This window comes from Paenibacillus sp. cl6col (genome assembly GCF_900102125.1).
Lineage (GTDB): Bacteria > Bacillota > Bacilli > Paenibacillales > Paenibacillaceae > Paenibacillus_B > Paenibacillus_B suaedae.
This window is the reverse complement of sequence record NZ_FNAZ01000001.1, coordinates 116,019-132,719: the sequence shown is the minus strand read 5'-3', so window position 1 is coordinate 132,719 and position 16,701 is coordinate 116,019. Positions and strand designations below refer to the sequence as shown.

12 protein-coding genes and 1 pseudogene are annotated in these 16,701 nt (G+C 47.4%); 12 read left to right on the top strand and 1 reads right to left on the bottom strand.

Going from position 1 to position 16,701, the window contains the following annotated elements; translation table 11 throughout:
- The first annotated feature begins 151 nt into the window (after positions 1-151).
- The 8 genes from metA to BLS15_RS00470 all read left to right on the top strand — a co-directional run bounded on the left by metA (position 152) and on the right by BLS15_RS00470 (position 12,696).
- The gene (gene metA, locus BLS15_RS00505) at positions 152-1,096 is read left to right on the top strand and encodes a homoserine O-acetyltransferase MetA (protein WP_021254588.1); all 945 of its coding nucleotides are present in this window, start codon (positions 152-154) and stop codon (positions 1,094-1,096) included.
- Positions 1,093-2,274, top strand: coding sequence for an aminotransferase class I/II-fold pyridoxal phosphate-dependent enzyme (locus tag BLS15_RS00500; protein ID WP_028531862.1), 1,182 nt, complete (start codon positions 1,093-1,095; stop codon positions 2,272-2,274). The genes metA and BLS15_RS00500 overlap by 4 nt, the downstream gene beginning before the upstream one ends.
- A 5-nt stretch (positions 2,275-2,279) precedes the next feature.
- Positions 2,280-3,470, top strand: coding sequence for an aminotransferase class V-fold PLP-dependent enzyme (locus BLS15_RS00495; protein ID WP_021254590.1), 1,191 nt, complete (start codon positions 2,280-2,282; stop codon positions 3,468-3,470).
- 224 nt (positions 3,471-3,694) lie between these two features.
- Entirely contained in the window at positions 3,695-4,834 is a 1,140-nt protein-coding gene (mqnC, locus tag BLS15_RS00490; RefSeq protein ID WP_028531863.1) for a cyclic dehypoxanthinyl futalosine synthase, read from the top strand.
- A gap of 183 nt (positions 4,835-5,017) precedes the next feature.
- Positions 5,018-5,974 (top strand): putative sporulation protein YtxC, encoded by a 957-nt coding sequence (gene ytxC, locus BLS15_RS00485; protein WP_021254019.1) that lies wholly within the window; start codon positions 5,018-5,020, stop codon positions 5,972-5,974.
- Between the two features lie 544 nt (positions 5,975-6,518).
- Positions 6,519-8,492 (top strand): threonine--tRNA ligase, encoded by a 1,974-nt coding sequence (gene thrS / locus BLS15_RS00480; protein WP_028531864.1) that lies wholly within the window; start codon positions 6,519-6,521, stop codon positions 8,490-8,492.
- Positions 8,493-8,715: 223 nt separating this feature from the next.
- The gene (locus BLS15_RS00475; RefSeq protein WP_028531865.1) at positions 8,716-10,941 is read left to right on the top strand and encodes a M1 family metallopeptidase; all 2,226 of its coding nucleotides are present in this window, start codon (positions 8,716-8,718) and stop codon (positions 10,939-10,941) included.
- Positions 10,942-11,223: 282 nt separating this feature from the next.
- Positions 11,224-12,696, top strand: a complete 1,473-nt coding sequence (locus tag BLS15_RS00470; RefSeq protein ID WP_028531866.1) for an ammonium transporter — start codon at positions 11,224-11,226, stop codon at positions 12,694-12,696.
- Between the two features lie 109 nt (positions 12,697-12,805).
- Here BLS15_RS00470 and BLS15_RS00465 read toward each other — a convergent pair whose 3' ends face one another.
- Complete coding sequence (locus tag BLS15_RS00465; RefSeq protein ID WP_028531867.1) at positions 12,806-13,480, bottom strand: helix-turn-helix transcriptional regulator; 675 nt, start codon at positions 13,478-13,480, stop codon at positions 12,806-12,808.
- A gap of 610 nt (positions 13,481-14,090) precedes the next feature.
- Here BLS15_RS00465 and BLS15_RS00460 point away from each other — a divergent pair.
- The 4 genes and pseudogenes from BLS15_RS00460 to sdaAA all read left to right on the top strand — a co-directional run.
- Positions 14,091-15,152 carry a PTS sugar transporter subunit IIC gene (locus tag BLS15_RS00460; protein WP_028531868.1) on the top strand — a complete coding sequence of 354 codons (1,062 nt, stop codon included), beginning with the start codon at positions 14,091-14,093 and terminating at the stop codon, positions 15,150-15,152.
- 69 nt (positions 15,153-15,221) lie between these two features.
- Positions 15,222-15,929 (top strand): L-serine ammonia-lyase, iron-sulfur-dependent subunit beta, encoded by a 708-nt coding sequence (gene sdaAB, locus BLS15_RS00455; RefSeq protein ID WP_028531869.1) that lies wholly within the window; start codon positions 15,222-15,224, stop codon positions 15,927-15,929.
- On the top strand, positions 15,914-16,051 hold the full coding sequence (locus BLS15_RS28810) for a hypothetical protein (protein WP_155987214.1): 138 nt from the start codon (positions 15,914-15,916) through the stop codon (positions 16,049-16,051). The genes sdaAB and BLS15_RS28810 overlap by 16 nt, the downstream gene beginning before the upstream one ends.
- Positions 15,994-16,524: pseudogene (gene sdaAA, locus BLS15_RS00450) on the top strand (L-serine ammonia-lyase, iron-sulfur-dependent, subunit alpha); the annotation flags it as partial. The gene BLS15_RS28810 and the pseudogene sdaAA, both read left to right, overlap by 58 nt.
- Positions 16,525-16,701: the final 177 nt, after the last annotated feature.

The following is a 16,701-nucleotide window of genomic DNA, read 5'->3' as shown; positions in this document are numbered from 1 at the left end:
ATAACATGACCTTTCTCGTAGTCGAGGAAGGTCTTTTTTGTATGTCTCTAGCCATTTGTGCCGTTTCAAGTCAGGCCTGTTTGCGGTTGCGGCCAATGTGATTTCATGTGCCGACACCATCCAATTACCATTTTCGAGGGGGAGAGCGTCAATGCCGATTAAAATTCCGGATCATTTGCCGGCCAAAGAAATTTTGACCCAGGAGAATATCTTCGTCATGGACGAAACGAGAGCCTATCATCAAGATATTCGTCCGCTGCGAATCATCATTCTCAACTTGATGCCGACGAAAGAGACTACGGAAACCCAACTCCTGCGTTTAGTGGGCAATACGCCGCTGCAAGTTGAGGTGACGCTCCTTCATCCAGCAAGCCATACATCAAAAAATACGTCCGCACAGCATCTATCTTCGTTCTACAAAACATTTGAAGATATTGAAGGAGAGCAGTTTGATGGCATGATCATTACGGGTGCTCCTGTCGAACAGATGAAGTTTGAAGATGTAGACTATTGGGATGAGTTGTGCCGCATTATGGAATGGTCTAAGGAGAATGTAACTTCCACGTTCCATATTTGCTGGGCATCACAAGCGGGACTCTATCATCACTATGGAATTGCGAAATATGCACTGGATCAGAAAATTTTCGGTGTATACGAGCATGTGCTAACTAAGGAAAATGTGAATCTGACACGCGGCTTCGACGAGATGTTTCTTGTACCGCAATCCCGTCATACGGAATTTCGGAGAGAGGATGTCGCGAAGATTGCCGAGTTAGAAATATTAGCGGAGTCGGAAGAAGCAGGAGTGTATTTGGTAGCGACACATGATGGGAAGCAAATTTTCGTGACCGGTCATTCGGAATACGATCCCTGTACACTGAAGTGGGAGTATGACCGCGATATTGCAAAGGGGATGGAGATGGACATTCCGATAAATTATTTCCCGAATAACGATCCTTCCCGCAAGCCTTACTCCACTTGGCGCGCGCATGCCAGCCTCCTCTTCTCAAATTGGCTGAACTACTACGTATATCAAGAAACACCTTACGAATTGGGCAAAGCCGTACCGCGCAAGGAAGGGGCTCATCAACTATGATCGAACGCAACGAAGAGAACTACCGCATCGAAAGTCGATTAGCTCAAATTGGATCGGTTCATGAACCAAAAACAGGAGCTATTAATTATCCGATTTACCAAGCAACTGCATTCAGGCATCCGAAGCTTGGACAGAGCACTGGGTTTGATTATATTCGGACGAAGAGCCCGACTCGTACTGTTCTAGAGGAAGCGGCGGCTGCTTTGGAATGTGGGGATGCCGGATTTGCCTGTAGTTCTGGGATGGCTGCATTACAGACATTGTTCGCGATGTTCAGTCAAGGCGATCATCTGATTGTTTCCCTCGATTTGTACGGTGGCACTTATCGTCTGCTGGAGCGGATTATGTCTCGTTTCGGCGTGACGGCCTCTTATGTAGATACGAATGATTTTGATGCGCTTGAGTCTGTAAGAACACCGCAGACGAAGGCTGTCTTTATAGAGACGCCTACGAACCCCTTGATGATGATAACGGATATCGAGAAGGTAGCGGCGTGGGCGAAGGCTCATGGAATTCTCACTATCGTTGATAATACGCTGCTAACGCCATTTTTCCAACGCCCGATTGAACTTGGGGCAGATATGGTAGTCCACAGCGCAACGAAGTACTTGGGCGGACATAATGATGTGCTTGCTGGTCTGATCGTAACGAAAGGGGAGCAGTTATCGGAAGAAATCGCCTTCCTGCATAATTCGATCGGAGCTGTCCTGAGCCCATCGGACTCCTATCAATTGATGCGAGGCATGAAGACACTTGCCCTTCGTATGGAGCGGCATCAGTACAACGCAACCCGCATTGCCGAATGGCTGCTAGAGCATCCCGCCATCGACAATGTGTATTATCCTGCACTCGAGCAGCATCCGGGATATGAGATTCAACAGCGCCAATCGTCGGGCAACACAGGCATCTTCTCCTTCCGCTTGAAGAATGCAGCTTATGTAGAGCCGATCCTGCGCCACTTGAAATTGATCGCCTTCGCGGAGAGCTTGGGTGGGGTAGAGTCGCTGATGACTTATCCGGCGGTTCAGACCCATGCGGATATTCCGCAGGAGATTCGGGATCAGATTGGTGTAGACGATCGCTTGCTAAGATTCTCGGTTGGAATTGAACATGTTGATGACCTAATCGCTGACTTGGAGCAAGCGATAGAAGCGGCTAGAGTAGAAGTGGAGGGATAACGGAGATGAGTGAGCAGAATTCGAATCAAGCATCAGACGGTCAGTTAGGCAAGCAATCACGTCGGTTTGCGACGAAGCTGATCCATTTTGGCGGTGAGATCGATGCCGGTACGGGAGCTTCCAGTGTCCCGATTTACCAAGCTACGACATTCCATCATGAGGACATTTACAATCCGCCTCAGTACGATTACTCTCGCTCTGGCAATCCAACACGTGAGGCATTGGAGCAATATATTGCTCTGCTCGAGGGCGGAACGAATGGATTTGCCTTCGCATCAGGGATGGCAGCGATCTCATCGACATTCTTGCTGTTATCGGCAGGAGATCATGTTATCGTAACGGAAGATGTGTATGGTGGAACGTACCGTCTCCTGACCTCCATCTTAAACCGGTTGAACATTGAGTCTACTTTAGTGGATATGACCGACATTGAGCAGGTGAAGACTGCGCTTCGTCCAAATACGAAGGCTGTCTATATGGAGACACCGTCCAACCCGACGCTCAAAATTACGGATATTGCAGAAGTGACCGCATGGGCCAAGGAAAAGGGTCTGCTCACCATGCTGGATAATACGTTCATGACCCCTTATCATCAGCGTCCAATTGAGCTTGGTGTTGATCTAGTCTTACATAGTGCCACCAAGTTCTTGGGCGGACACAGTGATGTGCTCGCAGGTCTGGCAGTTACAGCCAACGAGAGTCTTGGACGCCGTGTGAAGCAATTGCAGAATGGCCTTGGCGCTGTGCTTGGGGTTCAGGACAGCTGGCTGCTGATGAGAGGCATGAAGACATTGGAAGCTCGGATGAATCAGAGTGAGCAGAGCGCCCGCCGCCTTGCACTGTGGCTGAGTGAACGGTCAGACATTGCTGACGTCTATTACCCTGGTCTAGCCGATCATCCTGGCCGTGAGGTGCATGAGAAGCAATCACTGGGATACGGAGCAGTGGTATCATTCGATGTGGGTTCTGGCGAACGGGCGAAGCAAGTGCTGAACAACGTGACAATCCCGCTTGTGGCAGTCAGCCTTGGCGCTGTTGAGAGCATCTTGTCTTATCCTGCCATGATGTCTCACGCAGCAATGCCGCATGAAGTTCGTCTGCAGCGTGGAATTACGGATGGATTGCTCCGCTTCTCTGTTGGGCTTGAACATGTCGAGGATTTGATTGCGGATTTGGATCAGGCGTTATCCAAATAACCGATTCTATCCAGCACCCTTCTCTTGGAAGGGTGCTGTTTTTTATGGGCGATGTATGTTACGATTATTTAGTGAAGCTGCTTCTTGAGCGATACAATGCACAACTAGATGATGAAGCAGCATGTGCAATAATCCGTACAATTAAACCCCGCCGTGAGCGGGGTCTACTTCGCTTTATATACGAGAGTGTAAGGCAACATATGAGAGGGGAAGTGACTGTGACGATGTCACCGATAGACCGCATTTTGGACAAAGCGCTTCGTGGTGAACGATTGAATACAGACGATTGCGTGACCTTGTTCGAATCTGATCAGATCGAGAAAATGGGGGCAGCTGCCGACCAAATTATGAAGAAATGGCATCCAGATCCGATTGCTACATTTGTAATTGGGCGCAATGTCAATTATACAAATATTTGTGATACGTACTGCAGATTCTGTGCCTTCTACCGTGCTCCGGGTTCGAAGGAAGGTTACGTGCTTCCTGATGAAGTCATCTTCCAGAAGATTCAGGAAACGATCGATGTAGACGGAACTGAGATTCTGATGCAGGGCGGAACAAACCCAGAGCTTCCATTCAGCTATTATACGAATCTGCTTCGCGAAATTAAGAAACGGTTCCCAAGTATTACAATGCACTCCTTCTCTCCTGCGGAGATTATGAAGATGAAGGAAGTCTCGAATGGACTATCTCTAGAAGAGGTAATCCGTCAAATTCATGAAGCGGGTCTTGACTCGCTGCCGGGCGGCGGCGCTGAAATTTTGGACGACCGTACTCGCCGGAAGATCAGTCGCTTGAAGGGTTCATGGCGTGATTGGATGGACGTCATGCAAACTGCCCATAAGGTCGGCATGAATACAACGGGCACGATGGTTATCGGCTTCGGCGAGCTGCTGGAAGAGCGTGCACTTCACTTGGAGCGCATTCGTACAGCACAAGATGAATGCATGCAGAACGGCCATCCTTCCAAGGGCTTCCTTGCGTTCATTCCATGGACATTCCAACCGGACAACACGAACATGAAGGCAGAGCGCGTATCGCCTGAAGAGTATTTGAAGACACTCGCGATCAGCCGCTTGTTCCTAGATAATATTCCGAACTTCCAAGCTTCATGGGTAACGATGGGGCCGGAAATTGGCAAGAAGACGCTAAGCTTCGGCTGCAATGACTTCGGCAGCACGATGATTGAGGAGAATGTCGTATCGGCTGCTGGTGCTACACATAAAGTAAACATCGGGAGCACGCTGCAGCTTATCCGCGAAGCGGGCAAGATTCCTGCGCAGCGTGATACGAAATATAATATTTTGCGTGTGTTCGACGATGAACATGCAACGGTTGCCAAAGATTTTGTTATGCAGAATTAGGCGTCAATTGAAAATGAAGCAGTACACCTGCTGGACTTTCCGTGAGGATAGCCAGCAGGTGTTTTTTTATTTTTGGCAATAATGCCAGAAGGAATGCGAGCGTCCTCTGTTTTCCAGATTCGTCTTCGTATATCTCCATTCATGACCCCATATACTTAAGAAGGAACAGAAAGGAGTGGGCTCATGGAGTTGTTCACGATCTCGTTGCCGCTGCGATCCGAATGTGACGCAGTAACGCTGACTGATTTGCTGCAGCAGGAGCTGAGCGATTTACATAAACAGCCGAATGGCGTTGAATTCCAGCAATGGTCTGAAGGGCAGACGGCTTGGATTACATGCCGGGGCATCTTGCCAGGTTTTCAACTGTCTACACAAGGACAAGATGTATGGAATAGAGCGGCCAAGGCAGTTGCTGAATTTATTCTGTCCCAAAAAGAAAGGCTGCTTCTTGCTTCCTTAATTGCAAAGGATTCGAAATACAGTGAAGAGGAACGCCGTAAAATTGAGGAATACTGCCAGCAGCTGCTCAACGGTGGAGATGAAACCGGTTCTAGTGAGTCCAGACGCAGACGCAAAGGGAAGCTTACACGTGCACTGCGGCGATATTTAGAAGATCATACAGCCCTTAATGTTGAAGGGTTCATTCAGTTCCGCTTGCGGCACTATTTAACAGAGCTTCGTGAAGTGGTTGACTATGCGATTGATGAATATGTACTTGAACGGCAGTATCAAGAGTTCATCGGTCTATTGAAATACTTCGTGTTCATTCAGGAGACGAAGATCCCGCTTGCGCACTTAATGCACAAGGGCGGTCATGAATTTACGCTCCTAGATGAGGATCTTCAGCCGCTTGAGCCGAAGCATGTGATGAATGGCATGGTTGTGGAGATGATTGATTATGATATGGAGATGGAGGATATGATTGTGAGCACACTCATCAACGTATCCCCGCAAAATATTATCATTCACACGCGCGAGCCAGAATCTCAGGTGATTAAGACGATTCAGCAAATCTTCGAATCGAGGGTGCATGTATGTGTATTGTGTAGTTCTTGTCATGCTGTGCTTGGTGGAGATGGCTGGCCTCACGAGACTCTTGTACGTAACAACGTGCAGGACGGTTCGATGCTGCGGCCATAGCATTTCATGATTCAGGAATCGAAGCTTGACCACCCTGCGAAGATCGCATATAATATGCGGTATTGAGTAATCAATAGCATACGATATGCGATGACAAAGACATGAATAACGGACGAAACCGTTCAGAGAGAGGGATCGAGGCTGCAAGTCCCTTCGGCAACGCTGTTTATTTACCACTTTAGAGCTTTGGATGGGAACAACGAGCTTATCTCGGTTAGTATCATCCAACGAATCATTCCCGTTACCGAATGCTCAAGGACTGATCTGAAGAAAGCCTACGACAGAGCATTGCGGCATATGATGCTGTAATTGTAATCGCGTAAGCATCATCAGCAGTTGAATGAGGGTGGAACCACGGGTTACTAATTGTCTATAACACTCGTCCCTTTACAGGGCGGGTGTTTTTTATTTTTTCAGACAAATTCAATAGGCTGTGTTGTGTACGGTGAAGATGGGAAGAACGTGTAATTGTTTGTTTCCTAGCCGGCATAAAGAAGATTGACAGCAGATTGAATGATGCCATATGAACTGGGAGGAATCGCAAATGTCTAACGTAAAAGTAACATTTCCAGACGGTGCTGTTCGTGAATATGAGCAAGGCACTACAATCGAAGATGTAGCGGGTTCAATTAGCAGCGGCTTGAAAAAGGCTGCACTAGCGGGGAAACTGGATGGCAAGGTTGTTGACCTGTATACGCCGATTCAAGAAGATGCCAAGATTGAAATTGTAACGGCAGACTCAGAAGACGGGCTTGAAGTGCTTCGCCATAGTTCAGCTCACTTGACAGCGCAAGCAATCAAGCGCTTGTACAAGGATGCGAACGTGAAGCTTGGTATCGGTCCAGTTATCGAAGACGGCTACTACTATGATATTGACCTTGATATTTCCTTGACTCCTGAGGATCTGCCGAAGATCGAGAAGGAAATGCAGCGTATCGTGAACGAGAATCTGCCAATTCAGCGCCGTGAAGTATCTCGTGAAGAAGCTATTCGTATCTTTACAGAAATCGGTGATGAATTGAAGCTGGAGCTTATCAACGACTTGCCTGAAGATTCTGTGATCACTATTTATGACCAAGGTGAATTCTTTGACTTGTGCCGTGGACCTCACGTTCCATCTACAGGCAAGTTGAAGGTATTCAAGCTCTTGAACTTGGCGGGCGCTTACTGGCGCGGCAACTCGAACAACAAGATGCTGCAGCGTATTTATGGTACAGCATTTGCAAAGAAAGCACAGCTTGATGAATATTTGCACTTCTTGGAAGAAGCGAAGAAGCGCGATCACCGTAAATTAGGTAAAGAGCTCAAGATCTTCTCCTTCTCCCAAAAAGTTGGACAAGGCTTGCCGCTCTGGCTGCCAAATGGTGCGACATTACGCCGTACGATGGAGCGCTACATCGTGGATATCGAAGAACGCTTGGGATACAGCCATGTGTATACACCGGTGCTTGCGAATGTGGAATTGTACAAAACATCCGGCCATTGGGAACACTACCAAGAGGATATGTTCCCAACCATGGTTATGGATAACGAAGAGCTTGTTCTGCGTCCAATGAACTGCCCGCACCATATGATGGTGTACAAGTCTGACATGCGCAGCTATCGTGAATTGCCAATTCGTATCGCCGAGTTGGGAACCATGCACCGCTATGAGATGTCCGGGGCGCTCACTGGCTTGCACCGTGTTCGTGCTATGACATTGAACGATGCGCATATCTTCTGCCGTCCGGATCAGATCAAGGAAGAATTCGCGCGTGTTATTAATTTGATTCGCCGCGTATATGACGATTTCGGAATTAAGGATTATCGCTTCCGCTTGTCTTATCGCGATCCGCAGGATACAGAGAAGTACTTCCCAGACGACCATATGTGGGAAATGTCTCAACGCATGCTGCGTGAGGTTGTTGAAGAATTGGGTCTTCCATTCTACGAAGCAGAAGGCGAAGCTGCATTCTACGGACCGAAGCTAGATGTACAAATTAAAACAGCGCTTGGCAAGGAAGAGACACTGTCGACTGCACAGCTGGACTTCTTGCTTCCTGAACGCTTCGAGCTGGAATATGTCGGCGATGACGGACAGAAGCATCGTCCTGTCGTTATCCACCGTGGTATCATCAGTACGATGGAGCGCATGACTGCATTCTTGCTGGAGAACTTCGCAGGAGCGCTTCCGCTCTGGCTCTCTCCGGTTCAAGCGAAGGTCATTCCAGTATCGCCGAACTACGAAGAGTATGCGAAGGAAGTAACGGAATCTCTGCGTGATGCAGGTATCCGTGCTGAAGCAGATGTGCGCAACGAGAAGCTTGGCTACAAGATTCGCGAGGCACAGCTGGAGAAAACACCTTACATGCTCGTCGTCGGTGAAAATGAGAAGAACAATGGTGCTGTATCCGTGCGTAAGCGTGGAGAAGGAGACCTTGGCATGAAGCCGGTAGCAGAAGTGGTTGCACTGCTGCAAGAGGAAATCCGTACGCGCCATATTGCGCAGGCTGCTCCACAAGAAGATTCACAGAAATAAAGGGCGAGCTAAGAGCACCCTTGTCATAGAGAAGCTCTCGTCTTAGACGGGTGCTTCTTTTTTTTTTGATTCGCGGCATTCATTAATAAAGTTCCTTAAAATCTTACGTGACAATATTGTAAGCTCCGCATAAGGTTAATCGCACGATATCATTTGTATCTTGCTCTATAATTGAATATATCATCATGGGATGAAACACAAACGGAAAGAAGTGATTGGACGAATGAAACTCACAGGAAGACAATTGCTACATACGACAATAGCATGTGCAATGGCATTTACCCTGCTTGCAGCTCCGCTAACATCTGGTGGCACAGCTTATGCACAGGAGGTCGCGGCGGATCAAGTCAAGACGATTAGCACAGCAGGATTGCAGTCTCAACAACAAGCAACTTCACATATCCAATACAATATCCAAGCGAAGCTGAATACGGACGACATGACCATTACAGGCAAGCAGACGGTGAAATACCGCAATACGTCTGAGGACAAGCTGAATGATGTTGTATTCCGTCTGTTCGCAGATGCCAATCGTTCGAAGGATACGCAATCGAGCATGTTCGTGCGAGCAAATGGGGAGATTGCGAAGGAATACCCAGATAAGAAACCGGAGGATTTCCTTGGCGGTATTGATATCATTCGTGTAAAGGATGCTTCGACCGGTGCGATCCTAGCTACCACAAATGAGAAGCAGGCGCTTACGGTTCAGTTGGCAAAAGCGTTGGGCAAGGATGAAGAAGTAACGTTAGAGCTTGAATATAAAACGAAAATTCCATTTGGTTCACAGCGCTTGTCCTACTATAAGGACATCATTAATGGGGCGCATTGGTTCCCGGTTATGTCTGTGTACGATGAAGCAGCACATAAGTGGAATAAGACCCCATATAGTAAGACATTCGAGACGGATTACTATGAGGTTGCCGACTATACAGTTGCAATGGATGTTCCAGACAAGCTGCAAATCGCGATGCCTGGACAAATGTCGGAGAAGTCTGGTGAAGCTGGCCGCAAAATCGTAACGACGAAATCGGACAAGACGCGCGAGCTCGTGTTCTTCTCCAGTGAGAAGTTCCATAAGGCCAGCAAAACCAAGAATGGCTTAACGATTGAATATGTATATTACAACGACAACAATGATCCAGCGAAGACAGCGGTTATCAATAAATATATTGATGAGGCATTTAAAGTAATTGAATTCTTTGGCGATAAGTTTGGTAAATATGAGTACACAGATTTCCGGATCGTGGAATCCCATGTAGAAGGGGTTGCCGTTGAGTTTGCACGCCTTATCCAAATGGGACGGGTAAGTCCAAATGCTGTTCCTGAAAAGGATTCTGTCTTTGTCCACGAGATTGCACATCAATGGTTCCATTCCATCATCGGCAACGATTCTGAGACCGAGTCGTTCTTGGATGAAGGGTTTGCTGATTTTTCCAAGTTGTATTACTATGATGCCCAGGGCGATAAGATGAATGGATTTGATAGTGCTCGCATCGATACGTTCTCATTGGATCGGGCTATCAATTCCCCGAATGACAAGGCTGGAGATTCCCCGGATGCGCTGTATTATAAAAAAGGTCGCCTTGCGATCTATGAATTGTACCGTACTGTTGGTCAAGAGAAGTTCGATGCCTTTATGAAGGACTATTTCAATCGCTATGCGTATCGAAACGCAACCGTAGCGGGATTGCTTCAAACGATTGAGGATCAGTTTGGCAAGTCTGTTCGTGATCGAATGGATGATAACTTAAACAAGCCTAATTATGAGCTCAAGCCGGAATACCAGATGACGGAAACTGAAATGGCGGAGTATATGCAATTGTCGCTTGTGGGGATATATGATGGGATCGATCAGTCCTATCCTAAGTTGCCGAAAGAGACAATGTACAAGGTGCTTAACAAGGCGATGCATGGAGAACCGCTAGCGATCATATACAGTAGTCCTGTAAGCGCAGAAGCGAAAAAGCAGCAAGAGCAATTTTTCGAGAATATTTCCAATGTGTTGAACATGGGCGGCGTTAAGCCTGTGATCTTGAGTGAGAAGCAGGCTGTGAAAAAACAGTTGGAGACTTCTCTGGCAAAGAGCAATGTCATTGTAATCGGCAATCCGAAGTCCAATTCATTTATCCAAGCATTGAAGCCAGCGATTATTGCAAAGGCTGAACAAGCGGGCTTCCCTTGGAAGGAAGTAATGAACACAAAAGGGCTGCTGGGTGGCTACGGAATTATGCATCCGTACAATAAAGATCGTCTAGTGGTGCATTATTTCTGGACAGATGATCATATGACGCAGAAGTCAGCAGAGCAGTTGTTAGCGGGAATTGGCATGCAGAGCTTGTCGGTTACGAGCAATTTCCAACAGCATATTGTGAAAAAGGTCGACGGCTCTATTTATAAAGATAAGCATGTTGAAAATCCGATTGCCAAGTTTTTTGAACAAGCCGAGTAATCAACAGTAAGGAATAGCATATTGGATTAATCAATCCAAGACAAATGAAGCAAGAATGTAAGACTTGGGCTGCAGAATAATTCTGCAGTCTTTTTTTATTTATCACAATCTTCATGAATATTGTGTTAGGTTATATTACATTCAATTTGTATAACTTGACGCATTTTATGCATTTTATAACATAACCCATTGATTTGCACAATTTACCTTTATATAATTCCTCTAATAACAAGATTTTGTGTAATAAAATCTAACATAAAAATAGCGAGGAGTGTAGAGAAAATGAGGATGAACAGAGACAAGAGCCTTAATCGGAGTAGGAGCAGACGTTTTGCTTCGGCGACGGGTGTGCTTGGTGCTGGATTTGCATGTTTTAGCCTATTTCCGGATGCTGTCAGTGCCGCGGGGGAGGCTTCTGTGCAATCACTGGAATCTGGTCTGAACGCACTGTGGGTAATGCTGTCGGCTATACTGGTGCTGCTTATGCAAGCGGGATTCATTCTGCTGGAAGTAGGGTCTGCACGAATGAAGAACGCAGGTCATATTGCCGCAAAAACGGTCATTACGGTTGGGCTTGGCTCTCTTGTATTTTGGGCAGTCGGCTATGGCTTGATTTTTGGTATGAATGGCAATTCGTTTATTGGTTGGGGTGATTTCTTCTTTACTCCAGCTTCCTCTACAGGGTTACCACCTTCCGTATTTTTTACCTTCCAATTAGCCTTTGCTGCTGTGTCACTCTCGATTGTGTGGGGTGGATTTGCCGAGCGCGCGCGATTGTCCGCTTACATTTGGTTTTCGATTCTGTTCACGGCATTGATTTACCCAGTGGTTGCTCACTGGATATGGGGAGGTGGCTGGCTTGCGATGCATGGGAAGCAGGATTTTGCCGGTTCTACGGTTGTGCATTTAACAGGGGCTATGGCTGCGCTGGCTGCGACATTGCTTTTGAAGCCGCGCATGAACAAATACGATTCAGACGGTTCGTCCAAGAAATTAAAAGGTCATAACCAAGTATATATAACGCTCGGTGTGCTTCTGCTGTGGGTGGGGTGGTTCGGTTTTAATGCAGGAAGTACGTTGTCGATCGGTGATGGATTTTTTGGATATGTAGCCATGAACACACAGCTTGGAGCTGCAGCGGGGGCTGTTGCGGCGCTTGCTATTAGTTGGCTGCGCAGCGGCAAGGCAGATGTGCCTACCCTCTTGAATGGAATGCTGGCGGGCTTGGTTGCGATCACAGCTTCGTGTGCATTCGTGGAGCCTTGGGCGGCCATCGTAATTGGTTTGGCGGCTGGTATTCTAGTGTACTACAGTGCGCTCTGGTTCGATCGTCTGCGAGTTGATGACCCAATCTCAGCCTTGTCGGTACATGGGGTAGCAGGGGTATGGGGCACGCTGTCCAATGGGATATTCGCCACTTCAGCATTGGCGGAGAAGGTTGGTGTAGGCCAAGGAGGCTGGCTGGATACAGGCAGTCTGCATCAGTTATGGGTGCAAGCCTATGGGATTCTAGCGGCGGGCGGATTTGCATTTGTCTCTTCTTACGTGCTGTTGTATGCAGGGAAACGGTTGTTTGGCTTGCGTGTCAATGCGGAGCAAGAGCGTATCGGCTTGGATTTAAGTGAACATGGCGAGTATGGATATCCTGAACATTTTGAACATGTTGATCAAGATATGCAAGAATCGCTCAGAACGGAGTCAGATGAGGAAAGCGCGAAGCAGTATTCCGCAGGATTGAATGAAAGAATCTCTTGATCTAAAGGGGGCTATCCTTACGACAGGTGTTTGCCCACAAAAAACAGCGACCAGGCTCATTTTGAGAACCCGGTCGCTAATCCTGCTGTGTTCAGCGTTCTTTCTGCTTCTATTTCGTTGCTTTTTCACCTTTGGAAGCATTATTGCGCAAATGTAGATAAACCGTATGTTTTGTGATTTTCAGCGCGTTTGACACAAGGGTGACCGCATCCCTTAGGTTGAATACGCCTCGTTCATGCAGCAGTCCGATAATATGCTTGTTCCGGTTCGCATAAGAGATGTCTGGAGAAGCATCGACTTCTTCGATCGTTCGCTCAATCGTTTCTTGAATCATATCCTCCACGGATGAAGCAAAATGCTCGGACTGCCCCCTTGCTTCCATATCCGGTTGCGGCAGGAAGGTTTGCAGCACATCAGCAAAAGATTCGTCAATATTCATGTTGATGCAAAGCAGGCCGATAATCTTGCCGCTATCACCCCGAATCGCGATCGTGCTGGACTTCATCTGACGATTATTCTTGCTTCTTGTAAAATAGCTGAGCGACTGCTTCCCATTAGATTGTTCAATTTCTTGCAGCATTTGCAAAGCAATATTGGTAATAGGCGCTCCCAGTTCCCTGCCTGTATGATGCCCATTTGCGATTTTGACAACCGAATGCTGATAATCTTCCAAACTATGAAGAACAATTTCAGAAGCAGGCCCCAAATAGTTGGCTAATCCCTCTACTACTGCATCGTATGATTCCAAAATTAAATGATCTCGCTCTGTAAATCTTGTATTCATTGCATCAAGTCCTTCCCTAGACAACCCGAATTTGACTAGAAGATTTCTTTGTCATTCGAGAAATTTTATATTGCTTGATACAACACAATAATGAAGCTCTGACAATCTTACAATCAAAAATAGTTGATGGAATAAAATGAAGTTGATTATATCAACAATTAGTAATGATAAATTACTATTATCATAACGCGAACTTCAACCGCAATCAATCCCTGATTCATCTTTACTTTCCAAAATCATCCGTTAGACATTCACTATGAGTTGTAGCTAAGTTACGAAATTAAATAGGGAGACGTGCCGCACTTATAAGATAGTAAAGCGTTTTCCTTTTCCATTCTGTTTCCGTATTTCTTGAATTATTAGTCATAGCAAACTGCTTAACAAAGGTAAATTGCGGCAATTCCAGAGAATATGTATAAAAGAATTGTGTAAATATAGAAAAGTTGATACAATCAAATTGAAGTTGATAGACTCAATTATTTTTGAGTTTATTAACTAATAATCATTCATTCATTTAAAATGTATTTCAATCTTGTCGCAGTATAAATGTACTTTTAATGTTTTGTAAGCGGTTACTACACTTTGTACCCATGAAGGAGGAGCGTCACGTATGGACATCGTAATCGGTACAGCCCTACTATTGCTTGTATTGTCCCTTTTCTCCCTTTTCAGCTTCAAAGCACCTAACGGCATGAAGGCAATGGGAGCCCTAGCAAATGCGGCAGTTGCCAGTTTTTTGGTAGAAGCATTTCAAAGTTATGTAGGTGGCGATTTGTTTGGCTTCAGTCTTGCCAAGGAGGTTGGGCTCGCTTCCGGCAGTATGGGCGGTGTGGCCGCAGCTGCATTGGTAGCGCTTGCAATGGGCGTTTCCCCTGTCTATGCTCTGCTGCTTGGGGCAGCTTGTGCGGGAACAGGATTGCTGCCTGGTTTCATTGCCGGTTATCTCGTATCATTCCTTGTCAAACTGATTGAAAAGAAAGTCCCGGATGGACTTGATCTCATCGTCTGCATCATTGTTGCTGCACCGCTCGTTAGATTTGTAGCAAACATAGCAACACCAGTAGTCAATGCGACACTGCTTAATATTGGCGGCATCATTACGACGGCGGCTAATGATAATCCAATCGTGATGGGTATCGTGCTTGGTGGAGTCATAACCGTCGTGGCAACCGCACCGCTCAGCTCGATGGCGCTTACTGCCATGCTGGGACTTACGGGCTTGCCGATGGCCATCGGAGCCTTGTCCGTCATGGGATCATCCTTTATGAACTTCGTCTTTTTCCATCGTATGAAGTTCGGTGACCGCAAAGACACAATTGCGGTGGCGATTGAACCATTAACGCAAGCAGACATCATATCAGCCAATCCGATTCCGGTGTATGTAACCAACTTTCTAGGAGGGGCGATGGCTGGGGTCGTCGTGGCATTGTTCAATCTGACGAATAATGCGACAGGTACGGCAACCCCAATTGCGGGACTCATGGTCATGTACGGCTTCAACGACCCGCTTACGGTAACGATTGCGGCAGCCCTTTGTGCCCTTTGCGGCATCACGGCTGGTCTCATCGGGTCGAGAATCTTCAAAAACTACAAGATTCGCACAGTCGCCGAGATTCGCGGCACTGCGCCGGCTCCTAAGCCTGCAGCCACGGCGGGCGCTGAAGTAGCGTAAACCAGAACAAGATATAACGAAGTTAGTAGCATCAATCATTCATCAATTCTGTGTAAGAGGAGGATTGTTATGCCGTTCACATCTGTATTTGATATTATCGGCCCTATTATGATCGGTCCATCCAGTTCGCATACGGCAGGAGCCAATCGAATTGGACGTGCAGCCCGCAATCTGTTCGGACGGCTGCCAGAATCCGTCACGGTTACCTTATACGGTTCATTTGCGAAAACATACAAAGGGCATGGGACAGATATGGCAATCGTAAGCGGAGTTCTGGACTTTGACACGTCAGACGAGCGAATTCCGAATGCCCTCAGCATCGCAGAAGAGCAGGGTGTTCGCATTACTTTCGTGACATCAGAGGAGGAGAGTGAGCATCCGAATACGGCACGCCTCACGTTGCGGGACAAGGTCGGAGCGATCGAAGTCGTCGGTGTGTCAATCGGTGGAGGCAGCATAGAAATCCGCGAAGTCAAGCAATTGGATCCGAACCCAGCTGGCAGAATCCCGGCCATGCTTGTCTTGCATGAGGACAAGCATGGTGCCGTGGCGAATGTAACCTCGCTGCTTGCACAGCATCATATTAACATCGGATATATGGAAGTGTCCCGTTCAGGTAAAGGCGAGAGCGCCTTGATGGCCATCGAGCTTGACCAAGCGGTTGATGTGACAGTGATCAATCGCATGCATACGCTCCCCCATATTAAAGAAGTATGGCAAGTGCAAACCTATCAGCGTATGGGCGCGGAAGGAGGACAATCATGTTCCATAGCGTAGCCGAGCTTGTCCGATTGGCCGAAGAAAAGCAGTGTAAAATATCCCGCGTCATGCTGGAGAGAGAAGTAGCGCTTCGGCAGGTGTTGTTCCAGGGGTTTTGTTCGCCGTCAAGGAGAAGCTGAACCCTATGCGGGAGCAAATGCTTGAATTTCTATTTACGGCAGGCGCATTTGGATTTGTTATTGCGAACAATGCCTTCATCGCGGGCGCGGCGGGTGGCTGCCAAGCGGAGGTTGGGTCCGCAACGGGAATGGCTGCTGCGGCAGTCGTGGAAATGGCAGGCGGAACACCACAGCAATCGGCAGAAGCGATGGCGATTGCACTCAAAAATATGCTGGGATTAGTATGCGACCCGGTAGCAGGACTTGTAGAAGTCCCTTGCGTGAAGCGGAACGGAGTCGGTGCTTCGTCGGCGGTCGTTGCCGCGGATATGGCTTTAGCTGGCATCAAAAGCAGAATACCGGCCGATGAGGTGATTATGGCCATGTATGAAGTTGGACGTTCCATGCCAAGCTCCTTCCGCGAAACTGCCGAAGGCGGTCTGGCCAACACGCCGACCGGCCGCAAGCTGGAACATCTCGTGCTGGGCCAATAACGCGAACGTCAAAGTTCCTCTGGACGCTTGTTTGGCTAATATGCCATGAGATGAAATTCAACGTTACGTTCATGTAAGGCAAAGGCAGGCAATCGCCTGCCTTTTTTCTGTCTTCGCATTTTAGTCTCAGTTCCCCTATCTTTGCATATCGCTTAAGATTGCTTCCGACTTTCATTC